Raw genomic sequence first — 15,256 nt, 5'->3', positions numbered from 1 at the left:
TTTTTTAATTTTTTGTTAGGTAGGCCGCTATGAAAGTTTCGTCAGTTTTCGGCAACATGTTCATTGTGATCGCATTTATTTTCCTCATATCATCAGCCGCAGGTCTCGCACTCAACAGACCGGTTTTGTTCTCATACGCAATCTCTGAAAGCATGGAGCCAACAATAGGCGTCGGAGACCTGTTTTTCATCAATCCCTTTTCCAAAGGGGGTGTCGGAGACATCGTCGTTTTCAGGATGGGGGACATGTACGTCGTGCACAGAGTTTACGCCATGGAAGGTGGAGCGTACATAACCAAAGGAGACAACAACATAGCCACAGACCAGCAGGGTGGAAAGAACCCGCCAATCAGCGAGGAGGACGTAATCGGGAGTGTCGTCACATTCTCCGGATCGCCCATCACGATGCCGAAGGCAGGAGCTGTGATTGACGCGCTTCACTCGAACAGCCTGATTCTTGCTGGTATTCTCATCAGCCTCGCTTTTGTTGCATTCGGAAAAAGCGAAAAAAAGAAAAAGGACAGGAAAAAGGTGAAGGTCTCTGCTGGCCTATTCTACGGTGTTGCTTCGTCTATCCTGATACTGGCAGTCGTAATCTCCACGATGCTTTCCTGGGGATCGCTGTCGTTCAGCTACGCCTCGACTCTTGCAGGCAATCAGCAGGACGGGTGGTATCTCCCGGGGACGACGTTTGAAAAGACGATGACGTTCGAAAATGGCGCAAAATACCCCATGGTGTTCTTCTTCGACAGAGAGCAGGGTATTAAAGGTGAGGAAATGTCATACATTGGCCCGGGAGAGAGCAGAAGCATTGTGTTTGATGTGAACGTTCCTGAAGATACCAGGATTTACCGCGATGGGGTGGAGGTCTATGCTTACCTACCGCTGTTACCATTATCTGTAACGGAAGAGCTTTACAGCATATCCCCGTACATGCCACTCGCGGTGCAGATTGCATCAATACTCGTTCTGCTGTCCGTACTGTACATGTTATCCGGGATGAGGGAGGAATACATCGTTTTGAGAAAAAGAAAGAGGAGGTTAAAAATATGAAAGCAGTTTATGGAATCATTCTACTCGTGCTGAGTGCAACGCTTGTATTCGGTTCGAGTGGAAATTTCAGGGAGTTTGACGGCGAGAGGAAAGCTCTGTATCAGGTTGTGGACAGCAGCAGCTCGTACATCGCCTTCAGCTGCCCGTCAGACGGTAGTTCGCATGGCTGTGATGGTGGCGTGGAGATGACACTCACGAACAACCTTGACAGAATCGTAGAGGTACACATTTACTCGGACTCGAACCTCGTGGAATTCGGCAACCCCACATTGCTGTACCCGGGCGAGACAGCAACGATAAGCGGTACGGTATCAGAGCATCACGGCAACTTCACAGCGAATCTGCAGATCGTTGCAACATGGAGCGGTGGTTCTGCTTTGATAAACGCGTGCACACTAACAATATCAGGTCACGAGAGTGTGCACGGCGGGTGCTGTGAAAACGATGGATCTGGTGAGGAGTGATTAAATGGATCCGCTTAGCAGAAAGGTTCTAACCGCCCTTCTGGTAACTGCAGCAGTACTTTCTGCAGGAATGGCGGTTTACGCATACTCTGTTGATCCAGTCACTGTTGAAGAGACGAGTGAAAAGGTCATAGAGTTCAGAGGCAGTCTCAAGCACCACGCAGACTTCTCAAACGAATCCATATACGGTGATTCGGCATCGCTGAGCGTTTACCCGAGAAAGATAACGGATAAGATCCATGGAAACTACACGCTCACGACAAGTCCGGAGAGTGAGGGCGAGTACCTCCTGTCAGTCGATGCCTCGTACTACATCCAGAACGGAAGAGAGAAGACGCTGGTGTGGGAGGAGAACATCCTCTCTGAAAGTGGGCAGTTCAGCGGGAGCAAGCTACTGAATTTCACGCTAACCCCGGCATCACTTCAGGAAGATCTGAAAAGAGTTAAGGAGGGGACCGGATTCAGCAGAGTTATTCAGAGCGTCGTCATCACTGTTAAAGCAGATGCTAAGGGAGAGAGTTTTGTCCACACAATATCTTTCATCTCAGGATCAGACACATTCGCATTCAAGGACACTGAAAAGAGCGACAAGGTGACAAGGAACGTCAGGACTGTGGAGGAGAACAGTGTAACGGGGCTTGACGTCGGAAACGCGAGACTTCTTTACGCAACCCTCACCATATCAGCCCTTATACCCGCAGCAGTCATAAACAGACATCAGATTTCAGATCTGAGGTCGGAAAGATCAGAAAGCAAGTCCTACATAATCGAAGGAAGGCAAGATGGTGAAAAGGTCGTTCTAAACAGCTTCGAGGACCTCAAAAAGGTTTTTCAGCTCTCGGAGAGTCCAGTGATAAAAACGGAAGGAGAAGATGGCACAGCATACACAATAACCCACGAGGGGATACTGTACGAGTTCAGGAAAAGGGGCTAATTCAGCCCCAATTCATCCTTTATTTCCTGCAGACTCATTATCCCGACTTCGTAGAGCTTCTCCAGCGGCATCAGCTTCTCGATGAGTCTTATCCTGTTCCTGTCACAGCCTGCCGCAAAGCTCTTCTCCTTGAATTTTTTCTTCACGGTCTTCGGAGTTACCTCTGTGATTTTCCCGCCCTTGACGAGAGCACAGGCAATTATCAGCCCGGAAACGCTGTCTGCAGCTTGCAGGGCCACCTCCACCGGCTCCTCGTAGTCCATCCCGTGTCTCATGTGGTTGTGCCTCGCAACAACGTCAGCTATCTCTCCGTAGCCCTCCTTCCTGAGTATCTCCGCCCCCACCTCGCCGTGCCTTTCCATATCTTCCCCAACAAGCTCGTAGTCAATGTCATGCAGAACTCCAATCCTCCACCAGAGTTCCTCGTCTTCACCAAGCTCCCTCGCTATGCCCCTCATTACCGCCGCCGTGGCGAGGCAGTGCTTTATCAGCTTTTCATCCTTAACGTACTTCTTCAGGAGATCGAGTTCCCTCAAAGTTCATCAGCCCTCCGGCTCGCAGCTATGAGTGCATCCATCAGTGCTCTCTCAGCATCAACGACCTTTCTGAGGCCTTCAGCAGTCGTCCCTCCGGGAGTTGCCACCCTCTTCACAGTCTCTTCAAACCCGTAGCTCTCGTAGAGGTACGAGGATGCCTCGAAAGCAGATATAGCGGCCTTTCTGGCGTTTTCGTAGCTAACGCCCTGATGGACCGCGGACAGAACAAACGCGTTTATCAGCTTGGCAAGTATTGCTGGAGCGCTCCCGAGGAAAGACGTCATCGCCTCCAGTTCTCCCTCATCATGGCAGAATATGAAATCGGCATCGAGGAACCTCAGGTGCTCTGCAGTCTCGGGAGGATAGCAGGCGACCACGCCCTTACTCTCGATCGCGAGGTTCGTCATCGCCCTGAAGGGGTTGTCTATGTGCCTAAGCATCTCTTCCAGCTTCACTCCCGCAGCGAAGCTTATTAGCGGCTTCCCCTTTGCCACACTCCCGATCAGTTCCATGTTCTTCCTGAAAACGGAGGGTTTGAGCGTGACGACGAATATGTTCGCATCCTTGGCCGCCTCAATTTCAGAGACCACTTCCACACCCTCTATGTCTGGAAACAGCTCCGTTCTCCTCCTAACGGCGATGACCTCAGCGTTCTTCACAGCGTTCTTAACTATCGCCGTCCCGAGGTTTCCGGCACCTATCACAGCAACCTTCATGATTCCACCTCAATCGCACACGAAACCCATAACCTCAACAACTTCCCTGTCCACGACTTCCTCGGGCCTGACGGCCGAGTTGTCATAGAGAAGAACCATCCCACTTTCATAAAGCTTACTGGCGTATTCAACCGCCTCGTCACCGGCAACCTCCACCTCGCTTCCATCCTCCACGAACCTGAAAATCACCATGACAATTCTGTGTTCAGGGAGAGATATATCGCTTTCCTTTCACCGCCGAACACCCTCCACCCATAATCGCAGCTCTCGTGCTACATGCTCCAGCCAACCATTCCGGTTAGCCTGCAGGAGCCGGCAGGCCCGGGCAACCTGCCCAGTTCTCGACGCAAGCAGGATTTGCAGAGCAATTCGCACACGCAAAATAAAATGTGGCAAGGTTGAAAAACGCTTTCGGAGATTGCGCACTTCAGTTAAATTTCCTAACCACAACATACGAGAAAAAAACTTAAATTCACAGAAACAAAACCAAACTTATGCGCGCAAAGAACCGCACCCTGCTGCTCCTGATTGCGCTCTCAGTACCTCTCCTGATCACATCGGGGTGTTCGGACGATGAGAACGTGAAGGTCGTCTTTGACACACAGCACAGACCGATATTCTCGAGCTTCGATAAGATGAGGGGCGTGTTCTCGGAGAGAGGTCTGGAGGTGGTTGATGGCGGGATCGAGGACCTCAGAAGTGCCAAGGCCTACATCCTCACCGGCCCAGCGCACAGAGTTTACGAGAAGGAGATAGTGGACTTCGTTAGAGGTGGCGGAATTCTCGTGATCATGATCCACATCCCACCCTCCAACATCATGCCGCTGCTGAAGGAATTCGGAATGGACGCAGAAACGAGCCCGATAGAACACAACGTGGTCAGGGCCGTTCCATCCGTGGAAACGGATCTGTCCAGGGATGTTGAAAGCATGGTGCTCTACGGAGCATTCAGGGTCAGCGATCCGATTTTCGTGGAAAATGAGGATGTGATAAGGCTATCTGACGGCACGGAAATGGGGCTCGTGGGGATGAAGAGGTACGGCGAGGGTTACGTGATACTCGTCGGCGACGACGCGGCCTTCATGGACGCATACATAGAGAGCGCCGATAACCTGAAGTTCGTCGAGAACCTCGCAGATTTCATACTGAAAAATGGCAAAGGTTAAATTTTTCCGGTTTTCAAATTTTAAATTATGAGCTTTACTGGAAGGCTGCTCGAAGTTGATCTCACCGAAAGAAAACATGAGGTTCACGAAGTCGAACTGGAAAAATACGAGAAGTGGCTCGGAACAATGGGAATCGCGTACGAGATCGCAAAAACACTTTCCGGAGGTTTTGATCCCCTGAGCGAGGACAACTTCATTGTATTCTCTGCGGGAATTCTTGCCAACACCACTGTCCCGGGAGCGACGAAGGTTGTTGCCGTGACGAAGAACCCGCTGAACAGAACGTACGGGCCTTCAGTAGGTGGAGGCGCTTTCGCGAGGGACATGAAGAGAGCGGGGTTCGACTTCATTCTGATAAAGGGCAGAGCTGACAGACCCGTGTGGATTGACGTTTTCGACGGTAAAGTGGAGATCAGAGACGCAGATTTCTGGGGGGAGGACGCGCTCGACAGCTACGAGCTGCTGAAGGAGAGAGGAAGGAGCGTTCTCACCATAGGTCAGGCAGGGGAGAACCTCGTCAGATATGCTCTCGCGCTTATAGACGGCATACACCACCTCGGCAAAGCAGGGCTCGGAGCAGTGATGGGAAGCAAGAACCTGAAAGCGATAAGAGTCGGAGGGACCGGAAAGGCGAGAATCGCAAACGAAGATGGGTTCAGAGCCGCTGTGAAGGAGTTCAGAGAGAGCGTTATGAGGGACAGGGTTACCAAGATTTACGCAGAGATGGGAATAATGGCCGCGTGGGACAGCTGGGCGAAGCACGGGTACCTGGCGAGGAGAATGAAGAGCGAGGCTGTTAGCGAGAGCGTTGCGAGAGAGTTTGGAGTGGAGAAGTACCTGAGGGAAATAAAACTCAGAAGCACAGGATGTCACGGCTGTCCATCCCCATGCAAGGCCATTCTGAGGGCTGAGGTGGACGGGAAGGAGATAGTCACACCCTCATCCCTCTACCTCGGCGTTGCCTATGAGTTCGGAGTCAAGTGCGGGGTCGAGAGTGCAGAGAGAGCTGTGCTCTGCCACGATGTAGCCAACAGGCTTGGAATAGACGCGATGATGTTCGCCGAGCTCTTCGACATCCTTGCCACCCTGAAGGAGGAGGGAAGGGCTGACGTTGGCATAGAGAGGAGTTCGAAAGCAGTCATCGAGCTAATGGAAAAAACGGTCCGCCACGAAGGTATTGGAGAGCTGCTCGCCAGAGGAGTTGACGGTCTGAAAGAGAGGTACGAGTTCGAGGACTACTTCATAAAGAAGATGGAGCCGCTCTTCGACCCGAGGGTTGCCTCGGGAAGCGAGGCGTTCGGCCTGCTGACGAATCCGCGAGGGGCCCAGGAGGGGCCGGTCACGATCACCGTGCTTCCGGGGAGAAAGAAGGAGAGCATTGAGAGGTACATGAGGAGCATAGGCGCGAGTGAGGGGCTGATAGCGGAAACTTTCAGAGATGGTTTTAACCCCGCCCTGTTCACTCTCGCCGCCGAGAACTGGCTGTGGGCCCTGAACGGCCTCGCCCTCTGCAGGAGAGAAAGCATAGCCAGGAGCCTGAACGTGGACGTTCTTTCAGAGCTCTTCTCGAACGCGACAGGGATAGTGGTGAGCGGACAGGAAATAGTCGATGCTGGAGGAAGGGCATTCAGCCTAGCGAGAGAACTAAACTGCTCCGAGGGTTACAGCTTCGAAGACGATCTCCCGCCAAGAAAGTTCTTCGAGCCGCTCAGAACGTGGGAGGGTGAGAAGGTGTGGAGGGACTACCTCACCGGCAGGGTTTACAGCTACGAAGATGTCGTTGAGATGCTCAGGCAGTACTACAGGATGAGGGGATGGGGAGGGGAAGGCTGCCCTTAGGTCGAGTAAGTTTTTAAAGCCTTCCACCCTACTCCACAATGCTTCTCTAAACCTGAGGTGACGGTATGGAGTACTCAGCAGAGCACATAGAGGTTCTTAGCGATCTCGAGGCTGTGAGAAAGAGGCCCGGAATGTACATAGGCGGAATCGGAATTCGCGGGCTCCACCACCTTCTGTGGGAGGTAGTGGATAACGCGATAGACGAGGCCCTCGCCGGGTACTGCGACAGGATAAAGGTCGTGCTCCATGAAGACGGTAGCGCGAGCGTGGAGGACAACGGAAGAGGTATCCCGACGGAGATGCACCGCCTCGGAAGGCCGGCACTCGAGATTGTGATGACGAAGCTGCATGCTGGCGGAAAGTTCAGCAAGAAGGCCTACAAGGTGTCCGGAGGTCTGCACGGGGTGGGAATCTCAGTCGTCAACGCGCTCTCTGAGTGGCTCGAGGTTTATGTGAAGAGGAACGGAAAGATCCACTACCAGAGGTACGAGAGGGGGAGGCCCGTTACCGAGCTGAAAGTGGTTGGCGAAACGGATGATACCGGCACGCTCATCAGGTTCAAGCCCGACGAGGAGATATTCGAAACTACAGAATTCAGGTACGACATAGTGGCCCACAGGCTGAAGGAGCTCGCGTTTCTCACCAAAGGCGTGAAGATCGAGCTCGTTGACGAGAGGAAGAACAAGAGAGAGGTATTCTACTCGGAGAACGGCATTCTGGACTACATAAAGCTCCTGAACAAGGGAAAGACGAAGCTTCACGATCCCATTTACATTCACGAGAAGGTGAACGGAATAGAAATGGAGATCGCCCTCCAGTTCACAGACACCGATCACGAGGTCGTCATGGGGTACGCGAACAACATACACAACGACGAGGGTGGAACGCACGTCGTGGGATTCAGATCAGGGCTTACGAGAGCGATAAACGAGTACGGAAGGAAGCACATCAAGAAGTACACTCCCATAACCGGCCTCGACGTCAGGGAAGGGCTTACAGCCATAATCTCGGTTAAGGTTCCCGAGCCGCAGTTCGAGGGGCAGACGAAGACGAAGCTGAGTAACAGCGAGGTTAAAACGGCTGTGGAGAGCGTGGTCTACAGGAGAGTCCTTGAGTGGATGGAGGAGAACCCTGATTCGGCCTCGAAGATCATCGAGAAGTGTCAGACGACGAGGAAGGCGAGGGAGGCCGCAAAGAGAGCGAGAGAGCTCGTGAAGAAGAAGAGCGAGGTCGCTACCCTCCCCGGGAAGCTGGCGGACTGCTCCTCCAGAAACCCAGCTGAGAGGGAGCTGTTCATCGTGGAGGGTGAGTCGGCCGGTGGTTCTGCCAAGCAGGCGAGGGACAGGAGGTTTCAGGCCATACTACCGATCAGGGGCAAGATAATTAACGTCGAGAAAGCAGGGCTCATGAAGGTCCTGAAGAACGAGGAAGTCAAGGCGATAATCTCGGCAATAGGGGCAGGAATGGGCAAGGACTTCGACGTGAACAGGATGAGGTACGGAAAGATCATCATAATGACCGACGCCGACGTGGATGGTGCTCACATAAGGACGCTCCTTCTCACGTTCTTCTACCGCTACATGAGGCCGCTGATAGAGTACGGGCACCTTTACATAGCCCAGCCACCCCTCTACAGGGTAAAGAAGGGCAAGAAGACGTACTACGTCTACTCCGACGGCGAGCTTGAGGACCTGCTGAAGAGGATTGGGGATGCCGAGGTGCAGAGGTACAAGGGTCTGGGAGAGATGAACCCCGAACAGCTGTGGGAGACGACCATGAACCCTCAGAACAGGATACTCATCAAGGTGACGATCGAGGATGCCTCGATGGCGGAGGAGCTGATAACGGTCCTGATGGGAGAGGACGTTGAGGACAGGAGGAGATTCATAATCGAACACTCCAAGGAAGTGAGGAATCTGGACGTGTGACCATGAGGATGTCCGCGAAGTGTCCGGCGTGCCTCCTGAACAGAATATACCAGGAGTGCAGGATGGTCAGCGAGGATGAGGAGCTGATAGGCAGAATAATGGAGAGGTCAATGGAGATGATCCTCGAGGAGTTCAGGAGAAGGGAGGTAAACGCCGTTGCGTCCACAAGGGTTCACAGGATGGTCTACGGAATGCTGGGCAATGACGACCCGTACAGAGAGCTGAAGAGGAGGGCAAACGAGGAAACCGCGAGAATTCTGCCCCTCGCAAGAAGGTACGTGGAGAGGGGTAATAGGTTCAGAAACGCGGTTGTGGCGAGCATAATAGGCAACAGCTTCGACTACGGAGTTCGTGGGCACGAGGTGAACGACAGCAACTTCAGGGAGTACTTCGAGAGGGAGTTCAGGAGGGGGCTTGCGATTGACGATGTAAACGAGATAAGGCACCTGTGCAGGGGAAGGGTTGTGTACCTGGCAGACAACGCTGGAGAGATCGTCCTCGACAGGCTCCTGGTGGAGGAGGTGAAGAGGCTCGGAGGCAGGGTGAGCTTCGTCGTCAGGGGTAAGCCCGTTCTCAGCGACGCCACAATCGAGGATGCAAGGTTCGCGGGAGTACACGAGGTGGCGGACGAGGTCCTCACCAACGGCCTGGGTGCGATTGGAATAATCGAGGAGGAGCTTCCGGAGGTCACTAAGGAGAGGATGGAGGACGCCGACATCATAATCTCCAAGGGCATGGCAAACTACGAGTGCCTTTCCGAGAGCAGCTTCGACAGCGTGGCCTTCCTGCTTAAGGCCAAGTGCGAGCCGGTGGCCAGAGACGTGGGAGTGAGGGTTGGGGACATGGTGGCGATGCTGAGATGAGCCTCAGGGAGAGGACGCTGCAGGAGCTGTTCCAGGCACTCACGGGAGTGGAGAAGGAGGACTGCGAGTACTACCCTTGCCACTTTGAGGGACAGGACTGCTCCTTCTGCTTCTGCCCGTTCTACCCCTGCCTGATTTATGAGGCCGGTGGAGTGCTGAAGGACGGGAGAGTGTGGAGCTGTCTGAGGTGCGAGTTCATCCACAGAAGGGAAAACTCAGAGGAGATAAGGAACATCCTGTCCGGCTACCCCTTCCAGGTTCTTGCGGAGGGAAACTGGAGGTTCTACAACGAGATACTTCAGGAATACCTGTTCGGAAACGTAAGGGGGAGGGAGGTCGGGGAGAGCTACACTGTCTACAGAGTCGAGGAGGAGGACGGGTGCTATCTCGTTGTTCTGGACGGCTTCGAGATTGTGCAGGTGGAGAGGGGGGTGTGCAGGGAGCTGAGGGGGAAGAAAGGCGTTCTGCTGCCGGTTCGCTAAGCAACTCCAGTTTTTTCGAGAACGAGCTCGAACTCCTCCTTGGACGGGTCGGCGTCCTCAAGTATGGTGTACCTCTTCTTCCGAATTTTCTTTGCGAACATTAACGCCTCGAGAACCTGCTCCTTAGTAAGACCTATTTCCCTCGCGGTCGTCGGGGCCTGGACCTTCTCAAGGGACTGCTTTATCCTCTCCCAGTCGCCAATACCGTAGTGCTTCTGGTGGAGGTACTCCATTATTATCGCCCCGATCCCAACCTGCTCTCCGTGCAACCCATTGCCGTGCCCGAGGTAGTCGAGAGCGTGGCTGAACTTGTGTTCAGCACCGCTCGCTGGCCTGCTCGTTCCGACAAGACTTATCGACACTCCGCTGAGGATGAGGCCCCTGATGAGCATCTCCAAGTGCTTGATGTTTCCCATGTCGAGGTTTGCAGTGGTGAGCATCAGGTTTGCAGGCATCACCGCCATCGAGGCTGCGACCTCGTTGTACTCCTCGTCAACCTTCTCCTTCGCAAGAATCCAGTCCTTCACGGCAGTTACGTTGGAAATCAGGTCACCGTAGCCCGACCTGAGATACCTCACGGGGCTCTTCCTGAGGATGGTCAGGTCGGCCAGAACCGCAGTTGGGGGGTTGGTCGAGATTGAGATGGGTCTGTTCTCCTCCTTGAAGCTCGCGACCGGCGAGGCAATTCCATCGTGGGAGGCGACGGTTGGAATGCTGATGTAGGCCACGTTCAGCTCGGACGCGAGGACCTTCCCAACGTCCAGGACCTTCCCTCCTCCAATTCCGATGACGGAATCTATGTCGGTGTAGCCCAGATTGAACTCTATTCTCCTAACCTCCTCCATTCTGGCCTTTTCTACGTAGAAAACGTCAACAACATAGTCTGAGATCTTGTCGTGGATTTTCTGCCCCACCATCTCGTAACTCGTTTTTCCAGAAATGAGGACCACACTCGACAGGTCGAAATCCTCAATTACCTTCTCAACCTTCTTTCTGGCATTTTCACTTATTTCAACGAGACTCGGTAGCTCAGCAAGCTTGAGATACTTTCTCCTGTACCTTCTCAATACCTTCACCTCCAAAAGGAGAGAGAACCAACACACGGGCTGGCGTAAAAAGGTCTCGTCCGGTCAATAAAAAGTTTTGGGAGGATTGCTAAACACCGATTCTCTGGAGAAACCTGTCCTTCGGCATGTAGCCAACCCACCCATCCACCGGCTTTCCCGATGGAGAGTAGATCACGAAGGCGGGGGTCGCGATGTCCCCTCCAAACAGAGCAGCTAACTGAGAGAGAGCTGCCCGATCCCTGCTGGTATCCACGTATGCGGGGACGTACCTCGTTTTTATCTTGGCCATAACGCTCGGGTCGCTGAAGACGTCGCTCTTCATCCTCTCACACCACACGCAGGTGGGGGAGGAGATGAAAACAAGAATGCTCTTGTTCTCCTCCCTGGCCACCTCAAATGCCTTTTCAAAGGAGTACCACTGACTCTCATCAAATCCTCCGGACTTCGGGATGAAACCGTAGAGAATGAGCACGATTCCGGCAGCGATGATTGCTATGTAGGCCAGCCTGCTGTCCATGGGCAAACCTCGGCCAACTAACATAAAGCTTTTTTGCGTGTGGGAGATTCTCTGAAAAAGCAAAGAAGGTAGAGCAAAATGCAGGTAGAGGAACTCAGAGAATACGTCTCGAGTTACGGAGTCGAGCTGCTTAAAAAGAGGGGGGTCGAGGAGCTCTATCCGCCCCAGGCCCTTGCGGTGAAGAAGGGTCTGTTTTCCGGCAAAAACATGGTGGTTGCAGTACCGACGGCAAGCGGAAAGACGCTCATCGCAGAGCTTGCCATGGTTCACGAGATCATAAGAGGTGGAAAGTGCCTGTACACCGTCCCTCTGAAAGCACTTGCGAGTGAGAAGTACCGGGAGTTCAGAAAGTGGAGTGAGATAGGGATAGAGGTCGCGATATCCACAGGAGACTACGACAGCAGGGACGAGTGGCTGGGGAACGCAGACATAATAGTGACCACGAGCGAGAAGGCGGATTCACTGATAAGAAATCACGCAGACTGGATCAGGAAGGTGAGTCTCCTCGTAATAGACGAGGTCCACACGCTCGATTCGGCAAAAAGAGGTGCCGTGATCGAAATACTCGTCGCAAAACTGAGGAGAATAAACCCCGCAGTGAGAATCCTCGCACTCTCTGCAACGATTCCCAATGCTGACGAGATCGCAGAATGGCTGAACGCGGAGCTCGTTGAAAGCAGCTGGAGGCCAATACCACTGTACGAGGGAGTGTTCTATCCGGGAAAGGTGCTGAGAGTGAGTGAGAGAGGAGTGAGTGAGGCAAAGGCCGGAAGGAACATAGAGAGCCTCGTGAGGGACACGCTTGAAGAGGGTGGCCAGGTTCTGATTTTCGAGTCAACGAGGAGAAACGCAGAGTCCCTCGCAGAAAAACTGATACCTGTAATTTCGGACTTCTCCGACGACAACTCCGCACTTTCGGAGGAGATACTCATCGAGAACGAGGGTGAGATGAGCCAGAGGCTCGCGAGGTGTGTCAGGTACGGCTCGGCATTTCACCACGCGGGTCTTCTGAACTACCAGAGAGAAATCGTCGAGAAGGCGTTCAGGGAGAGGAGAATAAAGGTCATCTGCGCAACCCCCACCCTCGCTGCAGGCGTGAACTTGCCGGCGAGAAGGGTGATAGTCAAGGGGATTCGCAGGTATGAATCTGGAGTCGGCAGCGTGTTCATAAAGGTCAGCGAGTACAAGCAGATGGCCGGCAGGGCTGGCAGGCCGGGACTCGACAGCTACGGAGAGGCCCTCATTGTTGCCAAGACGCGGAACGAGGCGCTGGAGATGGTGGAGAGGTTCGTCCTTGGAGAGCCGGAAAGGGTGACGTCGAAGCTCGGCAGCGAGAACCACCTCAGGTTCCACACACTCTCGATAATCGCAGAGGAGATCGCAAGAAGTCTGGATGAGATTGAATCGTTCTTTTCCTCAACCTTCTTCGCCTACCAGAACGAGTTCACCATGAGGTGGGAGATTCAGAGGATAGTTCTGCAGCTTGAGAAGTGGGGATTCGTCAGCAATCACGGTGTGCTCGCCGCAACGGAAGTGGGTGAGCTGGTCTCAAAACTGTACATAGACCCCCTGACCGGTTTCATATTCAAGGAGGCCGCAAAGAGGTTCGACAGTCTCAGCGACATGGCTCTGCTCCATCTGGTTTGCAGAACTCCCGACATGGAGCTGCTGTACCTGCGCAAGAGCGACGAGTGGGTTGAAGAGGAGGCCTACGCGTTCAGGGAGGAGCTCACGTACTTCCCATCCTACTACTCCTCGGAGTACGACTGGTTCCTTAGAGAGTTCAAAACGGCACTCCTGCTGAACGACTGGATAAACGAGAGGGACGAGGACGTCATATGCTCCAAATACGGCATCGCTCCCGGAGACCTGAGGAGGATAGTCGAGACCGCCGAGTGGCTGTTCCACGCGCTCACAAAAATTCTCGAGTACCACGGAAACGGTCTCGCAGTGAGGAGTGGGAAGCTCGGAGAGAGGATAAAACACGGAGTGAGGGACGAGCTCGTCGAACTGGTCGGGCTGAGGTGGATCGGGAGAAAGAGGGCGAGAAAGCTGTACAATGCCGGCATCAGATCCGTTGAGGACATGGCCATCAGGAGAAGCGTCGCCGAGAGACTCATCGGAAAGAGGATCGTGGAAAAGGTGCTCGCGGAGTACGGGATGCAAAGCCAGAACCGAAATGATAGAAAGTGATAAATAGTTACGTCTCGGCACAGAATTATGAGAACCTTTGGGTACATCGTGGAGAGAGCCTCGAAACTCTATCCAGGCGTAGAGATCGTCGGGCCCGAGGGAAGGACGAACTACCGAGACTTTTTTGCGGACGTGAAGAGGACTGCAGGGTGGCTGAAAAACGATCTCGGGCTGGAGAAGGGGGAGGTCGTTGCCGTCGCTGACTGGAACACGCTGCGCTTCATGGAGCTCGTCTACGCGATTCCAATGGCGGGAGGAATTGTTTACCCGGTGAACATAAGGCTCCCTCCGGAGCAGATATTCTACACCCTCCAGAAGGCGGATGCGAAGTACCTGATATACTCCGGTGACTTCTCTGCCCTCGCCGGGAAGTTTGATGGCGTGAAGGTGAGTACGGAGGAGGTAGGAAAAGGCGAGGAGGTTGAAGAGGGAGCAAGTGAGGAAGATGATGCCGTGATAATGTTCACCAGCGGAACCACAGGCCTGCCAAAAGCCGTGAAGTACACCCACGGAAAGTTCATAGATGGTGCATTAAGCATCGCACACCAGCTCACGATGCACGACACCCCGGCGAAGCTCGAAAGGAGTGATGTGGTGTTTCCCCAGATACCCATGTACCACATAGTCTCCTGGGGCTCAGTGCTCATCGCACCCTACCTCGGCCTCAAGCTTGTCCTCGGCGGGAGGTTCGACCCGCTCGAAACCGCGAGGAAGATTAGAGAGGAAAAGGCCACGTGGATAAACGCCGTGCCGACGATGATCCACATGCTCATGGAGTCCGACGAGGGCTTTGGTGGTGTCAAGGTGCTTGTTGGAGGCAGCGCAGTAACAAGGAGGCTTGCGGACAAGATGAGGGAAAGAGGGATACGCTTCACCACCATCTACGGGGCGACAGACATGCTCGCCGCCTCGATAGCCGTTTTCACAGAGTACACCACGAGCGAGGAGATGATCAGGGAGATCACCCATCCGGTTCCCTTCGCGAGGTTCAGGATAAGGAAGTTCGAGAAATCGGAGATGGGGGAGATTCTGTTCAAGGCGCCATGGCTCCCCATGGGGTACTACAGGGACGAGGAAAAGACTAAGCAGAGCTACACAGAAGACGGGTGGTTCATAACCGGCGACATAGGGGTGGAGATGCCGGACGGAGGAATAAAGATACTCGACAGGTTCAAGGACGCCATAAAGAGCGGGGGAGAGTGGATTCCGACGAGCATCCTGGAGAGCGTGATTTCTGAGGTTCAGTGGGTCGAGTTCGTGGCCGTGATTGGGAGAAGAGACGAGAAGTGGGACGAAAGGCCAGTTGCTGTGATAAAGCCGTTTGACGCCGAAAAGGCCAGCAGGAAAGAGGTGTTAGAGCACCTGAGGAGGGCTGCGGAGGAGGGCAGGATTGCCAAGTGGTGGATTCCGGACGACATTGTGTTTGTGGACGACATGCCGCTAACGAGCACGGGAAAGATAAGTAAACTCGAGCTCAAAAACAGACTGGGGTGGTAAAA

15 protein-coding genes are annotated in these 15,256 nt (G+C 53.7%); 10 read left to right on the top strand and 5 right to left on the bottom strand.

Going from position 1 to position 15,256, the window contains the following annotated elements; all coding sequences use genetic code 11:
- Positions 1–29: 29 nt before the first annotated feature.
- The 3 genes from ACXJJC_RS08665 to ACXJJC_RS08655 are packed head-to-tail and all read left to right on the top strand — an operon-like array spanning position 30 to position 2,450.
- The gene (locus ACXJJC_RS08665) at positions 30–1,052 is read left to right on the top strand and encodes a signal peptidase I (protein ID WP_456371044.1); all 1,023 of its coding nucleotides are present in this window, start codon (positions 30–32) and stop codon (positions 1,050–1,052) included.
- Positions 1,049–1,516 carry a hypothetical protein gene (locus ACXJJC_RS08660; protein WP_456371042.1) on the top strand — a complete coding sequence of 156 codons (468 nt, stop codon included), beginning with the start codon at positions 1,049–1,051 and terminating at the stop codon, positions 1,514–1,516. The genes ACXJJC_RS08665 and ACXJJC_RS08660 overlap by 4 nt, the downstream gene beginning before the upstream one ends.
- Positions 1,517–1,520: 4 nt before the next feature.
- Positions 1,521–2,450 (top strand): hypothetical protein, encoded by a 930-nt coding sequence (locus ACXJJC_RS08655; RefSeq protein ID WP_456371040.1) that lies wholly within the window; start codon positions 1,521–1,523, stop codon positions 2,448–2,450.
- On the opposite strand, the gene ACXJJC_RS08650 is transcribed toward ACXJJC_RS08655, so the two are convergent.
- From ACXJJC_RS08650 to ACXJJC_RS08640, 3 genes are read right to left on the bottom strand one after another with little or no spacing between them, the layout of a single operon-like run.
- Complete coding sequence (locus tag ACXJJC_RS08650) at positions 2,447–2,986, bottom strand: HDIG domain-containing metalloprotein (RefSeq protein WP_456371039.1); 540 nt, start codon at positions 2,984–2,986, stop codon at positions 2,447–2,449. The two genes, ACXJJC_RS08655 and ACXJJC_RS08650, sit on opposite strands and share 4 nt — an antisense overlap.
- Positions 2,983–3,702, bottom strand: a complete 720-nt coding sequence (locus ACXJJC_RS08645; protein ID WP_456371037.1) for a pyrroline-5-carboxylate reductase family protein — start codon at positions 3,700–3,702, stop codon at positions 2,983–2,985. The genes ACXJJC_RS08650 and ACXJJC_RS08645 overlap by 4 nt, the downstream gene beginning before the upstream one ends.
- 9 nt (positions 3,703–3,711) lie before the next feature.
- On the bottom strand, positions 3,712–3,894 hold the full coding sequence (locus ACXJJC_RS08640; RefSeq protein WP_456371036.1) for a hypothetical protein: 183 nt from the start codon (positions 3,892–3,894) through the stop codon (positions 3,712–3,714).
- Positions 3,895–4,196: 302 nt separating this feature from the next.
- Here ACXJJC_RS08640 and ACXJJC_RS08635 point away from each other — a divergent pair, with 302 nt between their 5' ends.
- From ACXJJC_RS08635 to ACXJJC_RS08615, 5 genes are all read left to right on the top strand, one after another.
- Positions 4,197–4,868, top strand: a complete 672-nt coding sequence (locus ACXJJC_RS08635) for a DUF4350 domain-containing protein (RefSeq protein WP_456371034.1) — start codon at positions 4,197–4,199, stop codon at positions 4,866–4,868.
- A gap of 27 nt (positions 4,869–4,895) precedes the next feature.
- Positions 4,896–6,707 carry an aldehyde ferredoxin oxidoreductase N-terminal domain-containing protein gene (locus ACXJJC_RS08630; protein ID WP_456371032.1) on the top strand — a complete coding sequence of 604 codons (1,812 nt, stop codon included), beginning with the start codon at positions 4,896–4,898 and terminating at the stop codon, positions 6,705–6,707.
- Positions 6,708–6,772: 65 nt separating this feature from the next.
- Complete coding sequence (gyrB, locus tag ACXJJC_RS08625) at positions 6,773–8,635, top strand: DNA topoisomerase (ATP-hydrolyzing) subunit B (RefSeq protein ID WP_456371031.1); 1,863 nt, start codon at positions 6,773–6,775, stop codon at positions 8,633–8,635.
- A gap of 2 nt (positions 8,636–8,637) precedes the next feature.
- A complete protein-coding gene (locus tag ACXJJC_RS08620; protein WP_456371029.1) occupies positions 8,638–9,498 on the top strand; it encodes a damage-control phosphatase in 861 nt (286 codons plus the stop codon).
- On the top strand, positions 9,495–9,980 hold the full coding sequence (locus ACXJJC_RS08615; RefSeq protein ID WP_456371028.1) for a cysteine-rich small domain-containing protein: 486 nt from the start codon (positions 9,495–9,497) through the stop codon (positions 9,978–9,980). The genes ACXJJC_RS08620 and ACXJJC_RS08615 overlap by 4 nt, the downstream gene beginning before the upstream one ends.
- Here the strand turns inward: ACXJJC_RS08615 and ACXJJC_RS08610 are convergent.
- Together ACXJJC_RS08610 and ACXJJC_RS08605 are read right to left on the bottom strand one after the other, a co-directional pair.
- A complete protein-coding gene (locus ACXJJC_RS08610) occupies positions 9,977–11,056 on the bottom strand; it encodes a sn-glycerol-1-phosphate dehydrogenase (RefSeq protein WP_456371026.1) in 1,080 nt (359 codons plus the stop codon). The two genes, ACXJJC_RS08615 and ACXJJC_RS08610, sit on opposite strands and share 4 nt — an antisense overlap.
- Before the next feature lie 79 nt (positions 11,057–11,135).
- Positions 11,136–11,564 carry a thioredoxin family protein gene (locus ACXJJC_RS08605; protein ID WP_456371025.1) on the bottom strand — a complete coding sequence of 143 codons (429 nt, stop codon included), beginning with the start codon at positions 11,562–11,564 and terminating at the stop codon, positions 11,136–11,138.
- A gap of 78 nt (positions 11,565–11,642) precedes the next feature.
- Here ACXJJC_RS08605 and ACXJJC_RS08600 point away from each other — a divergent pair, with 78 nt between their 5' ends.
- A complete protein-coding gene (locus ACXJJC_RS08600; RefSeq protein ID WP_456371024.1) occupies positions 11,643–13,757 on the top strand; it encodes a DEAD/DEAH box helicase in 2,115 nt (704 codons plus the stop codon).
- 27 nt (positions 13,758–13,784) lie between these two features.
- Complete coding sequence (locus ACXJJC_RS08595) at positions 13,785–15,254, top strand: AMP-binding protein (protein WP_456371023.1); 1,470 nt, start codon at positions 13,785–13,787, stop codon at positions 15,252–15,254.
- Positions 15,255–15,256 lie beyond the last annotated feature (2 nt).

Source organism: Geoglobus sp. (assembly GCF_054018175.1).
This window is presented reverse-complemented; position numbering and strand designations above follow the sequence as displayed.

What these genes read in the sequence shown, in the direction of transcription:
- ACXJJC_RS08645 (WP_456371037.1), bottom strand. Translation starts at nt 3,702, where the DNA reads ATGAAGGTTGCTGTGATAGGTGCCGGAAACCTCGGGACGGCGATAGTT.
- ACXJJC_RS08655 (WP_456371040.1), top strand. Translation starts at nt 1,521, where the DNA reads ATGGATCCGCTTAGCAGAAAGGTTCTAACCGCCCTTCTGGTAACTGCA.
- ACXJJC_RS08660 (WP_456371042.1), top strand. Translation starts at nt 1,049, where the DNA reads ATGAAAGCAGTTTATGGAATCATTCTACTCGTGCTGAGTGCAACGCTT.
- ACXJJC_RS08620 (WP_456371029.1), top strand. Translation starts at nt 8,638, where the DNA reads ATGAGGATGTCCGCGAAGTGTCCGGCGTGCCTCCTGAACAGAATATAC.
- ACXJJC_RS08635 (WP_456371034.1), top strand. Translation starts at nt 4,197, where the DNA reads ATGCGCGCAAAGAACCGCACCCTGCTGCTCCTGATTGCGCTCTCAGTA.
- ACXJJC_RS08605 (WP_456371025.1), bottom strand. Translation starts at nt 11,564, where the DNA reads ATGGACAGCAGGCTGGCCTACATAGCAATCATCGCTGCCGGAATCGTG.
- ACXJJC_RS08615 (WP_456371028.1), top strand. Translation starts at nt 9,495, where the DNA reads ATGAGCCTCAGGGAGAGGACGCTGCAGGAGCTGTTCCAGGCACTCACG.
- ACXJJC_RS08665 (WP_456371044.1), top strand. Translation starts at nt 30, where the DNA reads ATGAAAGTTTCGTCAGTTTTCGGCAACATGTTCATTGTGATCGCATTT.
- ACXJJC_RS08630 (WP_456371032.1), top strand. Translation starts at nt 4,896, where the DNA reads ATGAGCTTTACTGGAAGGCTGCTCGAAGTTGATCTCACCGAAAGAAAA.
- ACXJJC_RS08595 (WP_456371023.1), top strand. Translation starts at nt 13,785, where the DNA reads ATGAGAACCTTTGGGTACATCGTGGAGAGAGCCTCGAAACTCTATCCA.
- ACXJJC_RS08600 (WP_456371024.1), top strand. Translation starts at nt 11,643, where the DNA reads ATGCAGGTAGAGGAACTCAGAGAATACGTCTCGAGTTACGGAGTCGAG.
- ACXJJC_RS08640 (WP_456371036.1), bottom strand. Translation starts at nt 3,894, where the DNA reads ATGGTGATTTTCAGGTTCGTGGAGGATGGAAGCGAGGTGGAGGTTGCC.
- gyrB (WP_456371031.1), top strand. Translation starts at nt 6,773, where the DNA reads ATGGAGTACTCAGCAGAGCACATAGAGGTTCTTAGCGATCTCGAGGCT.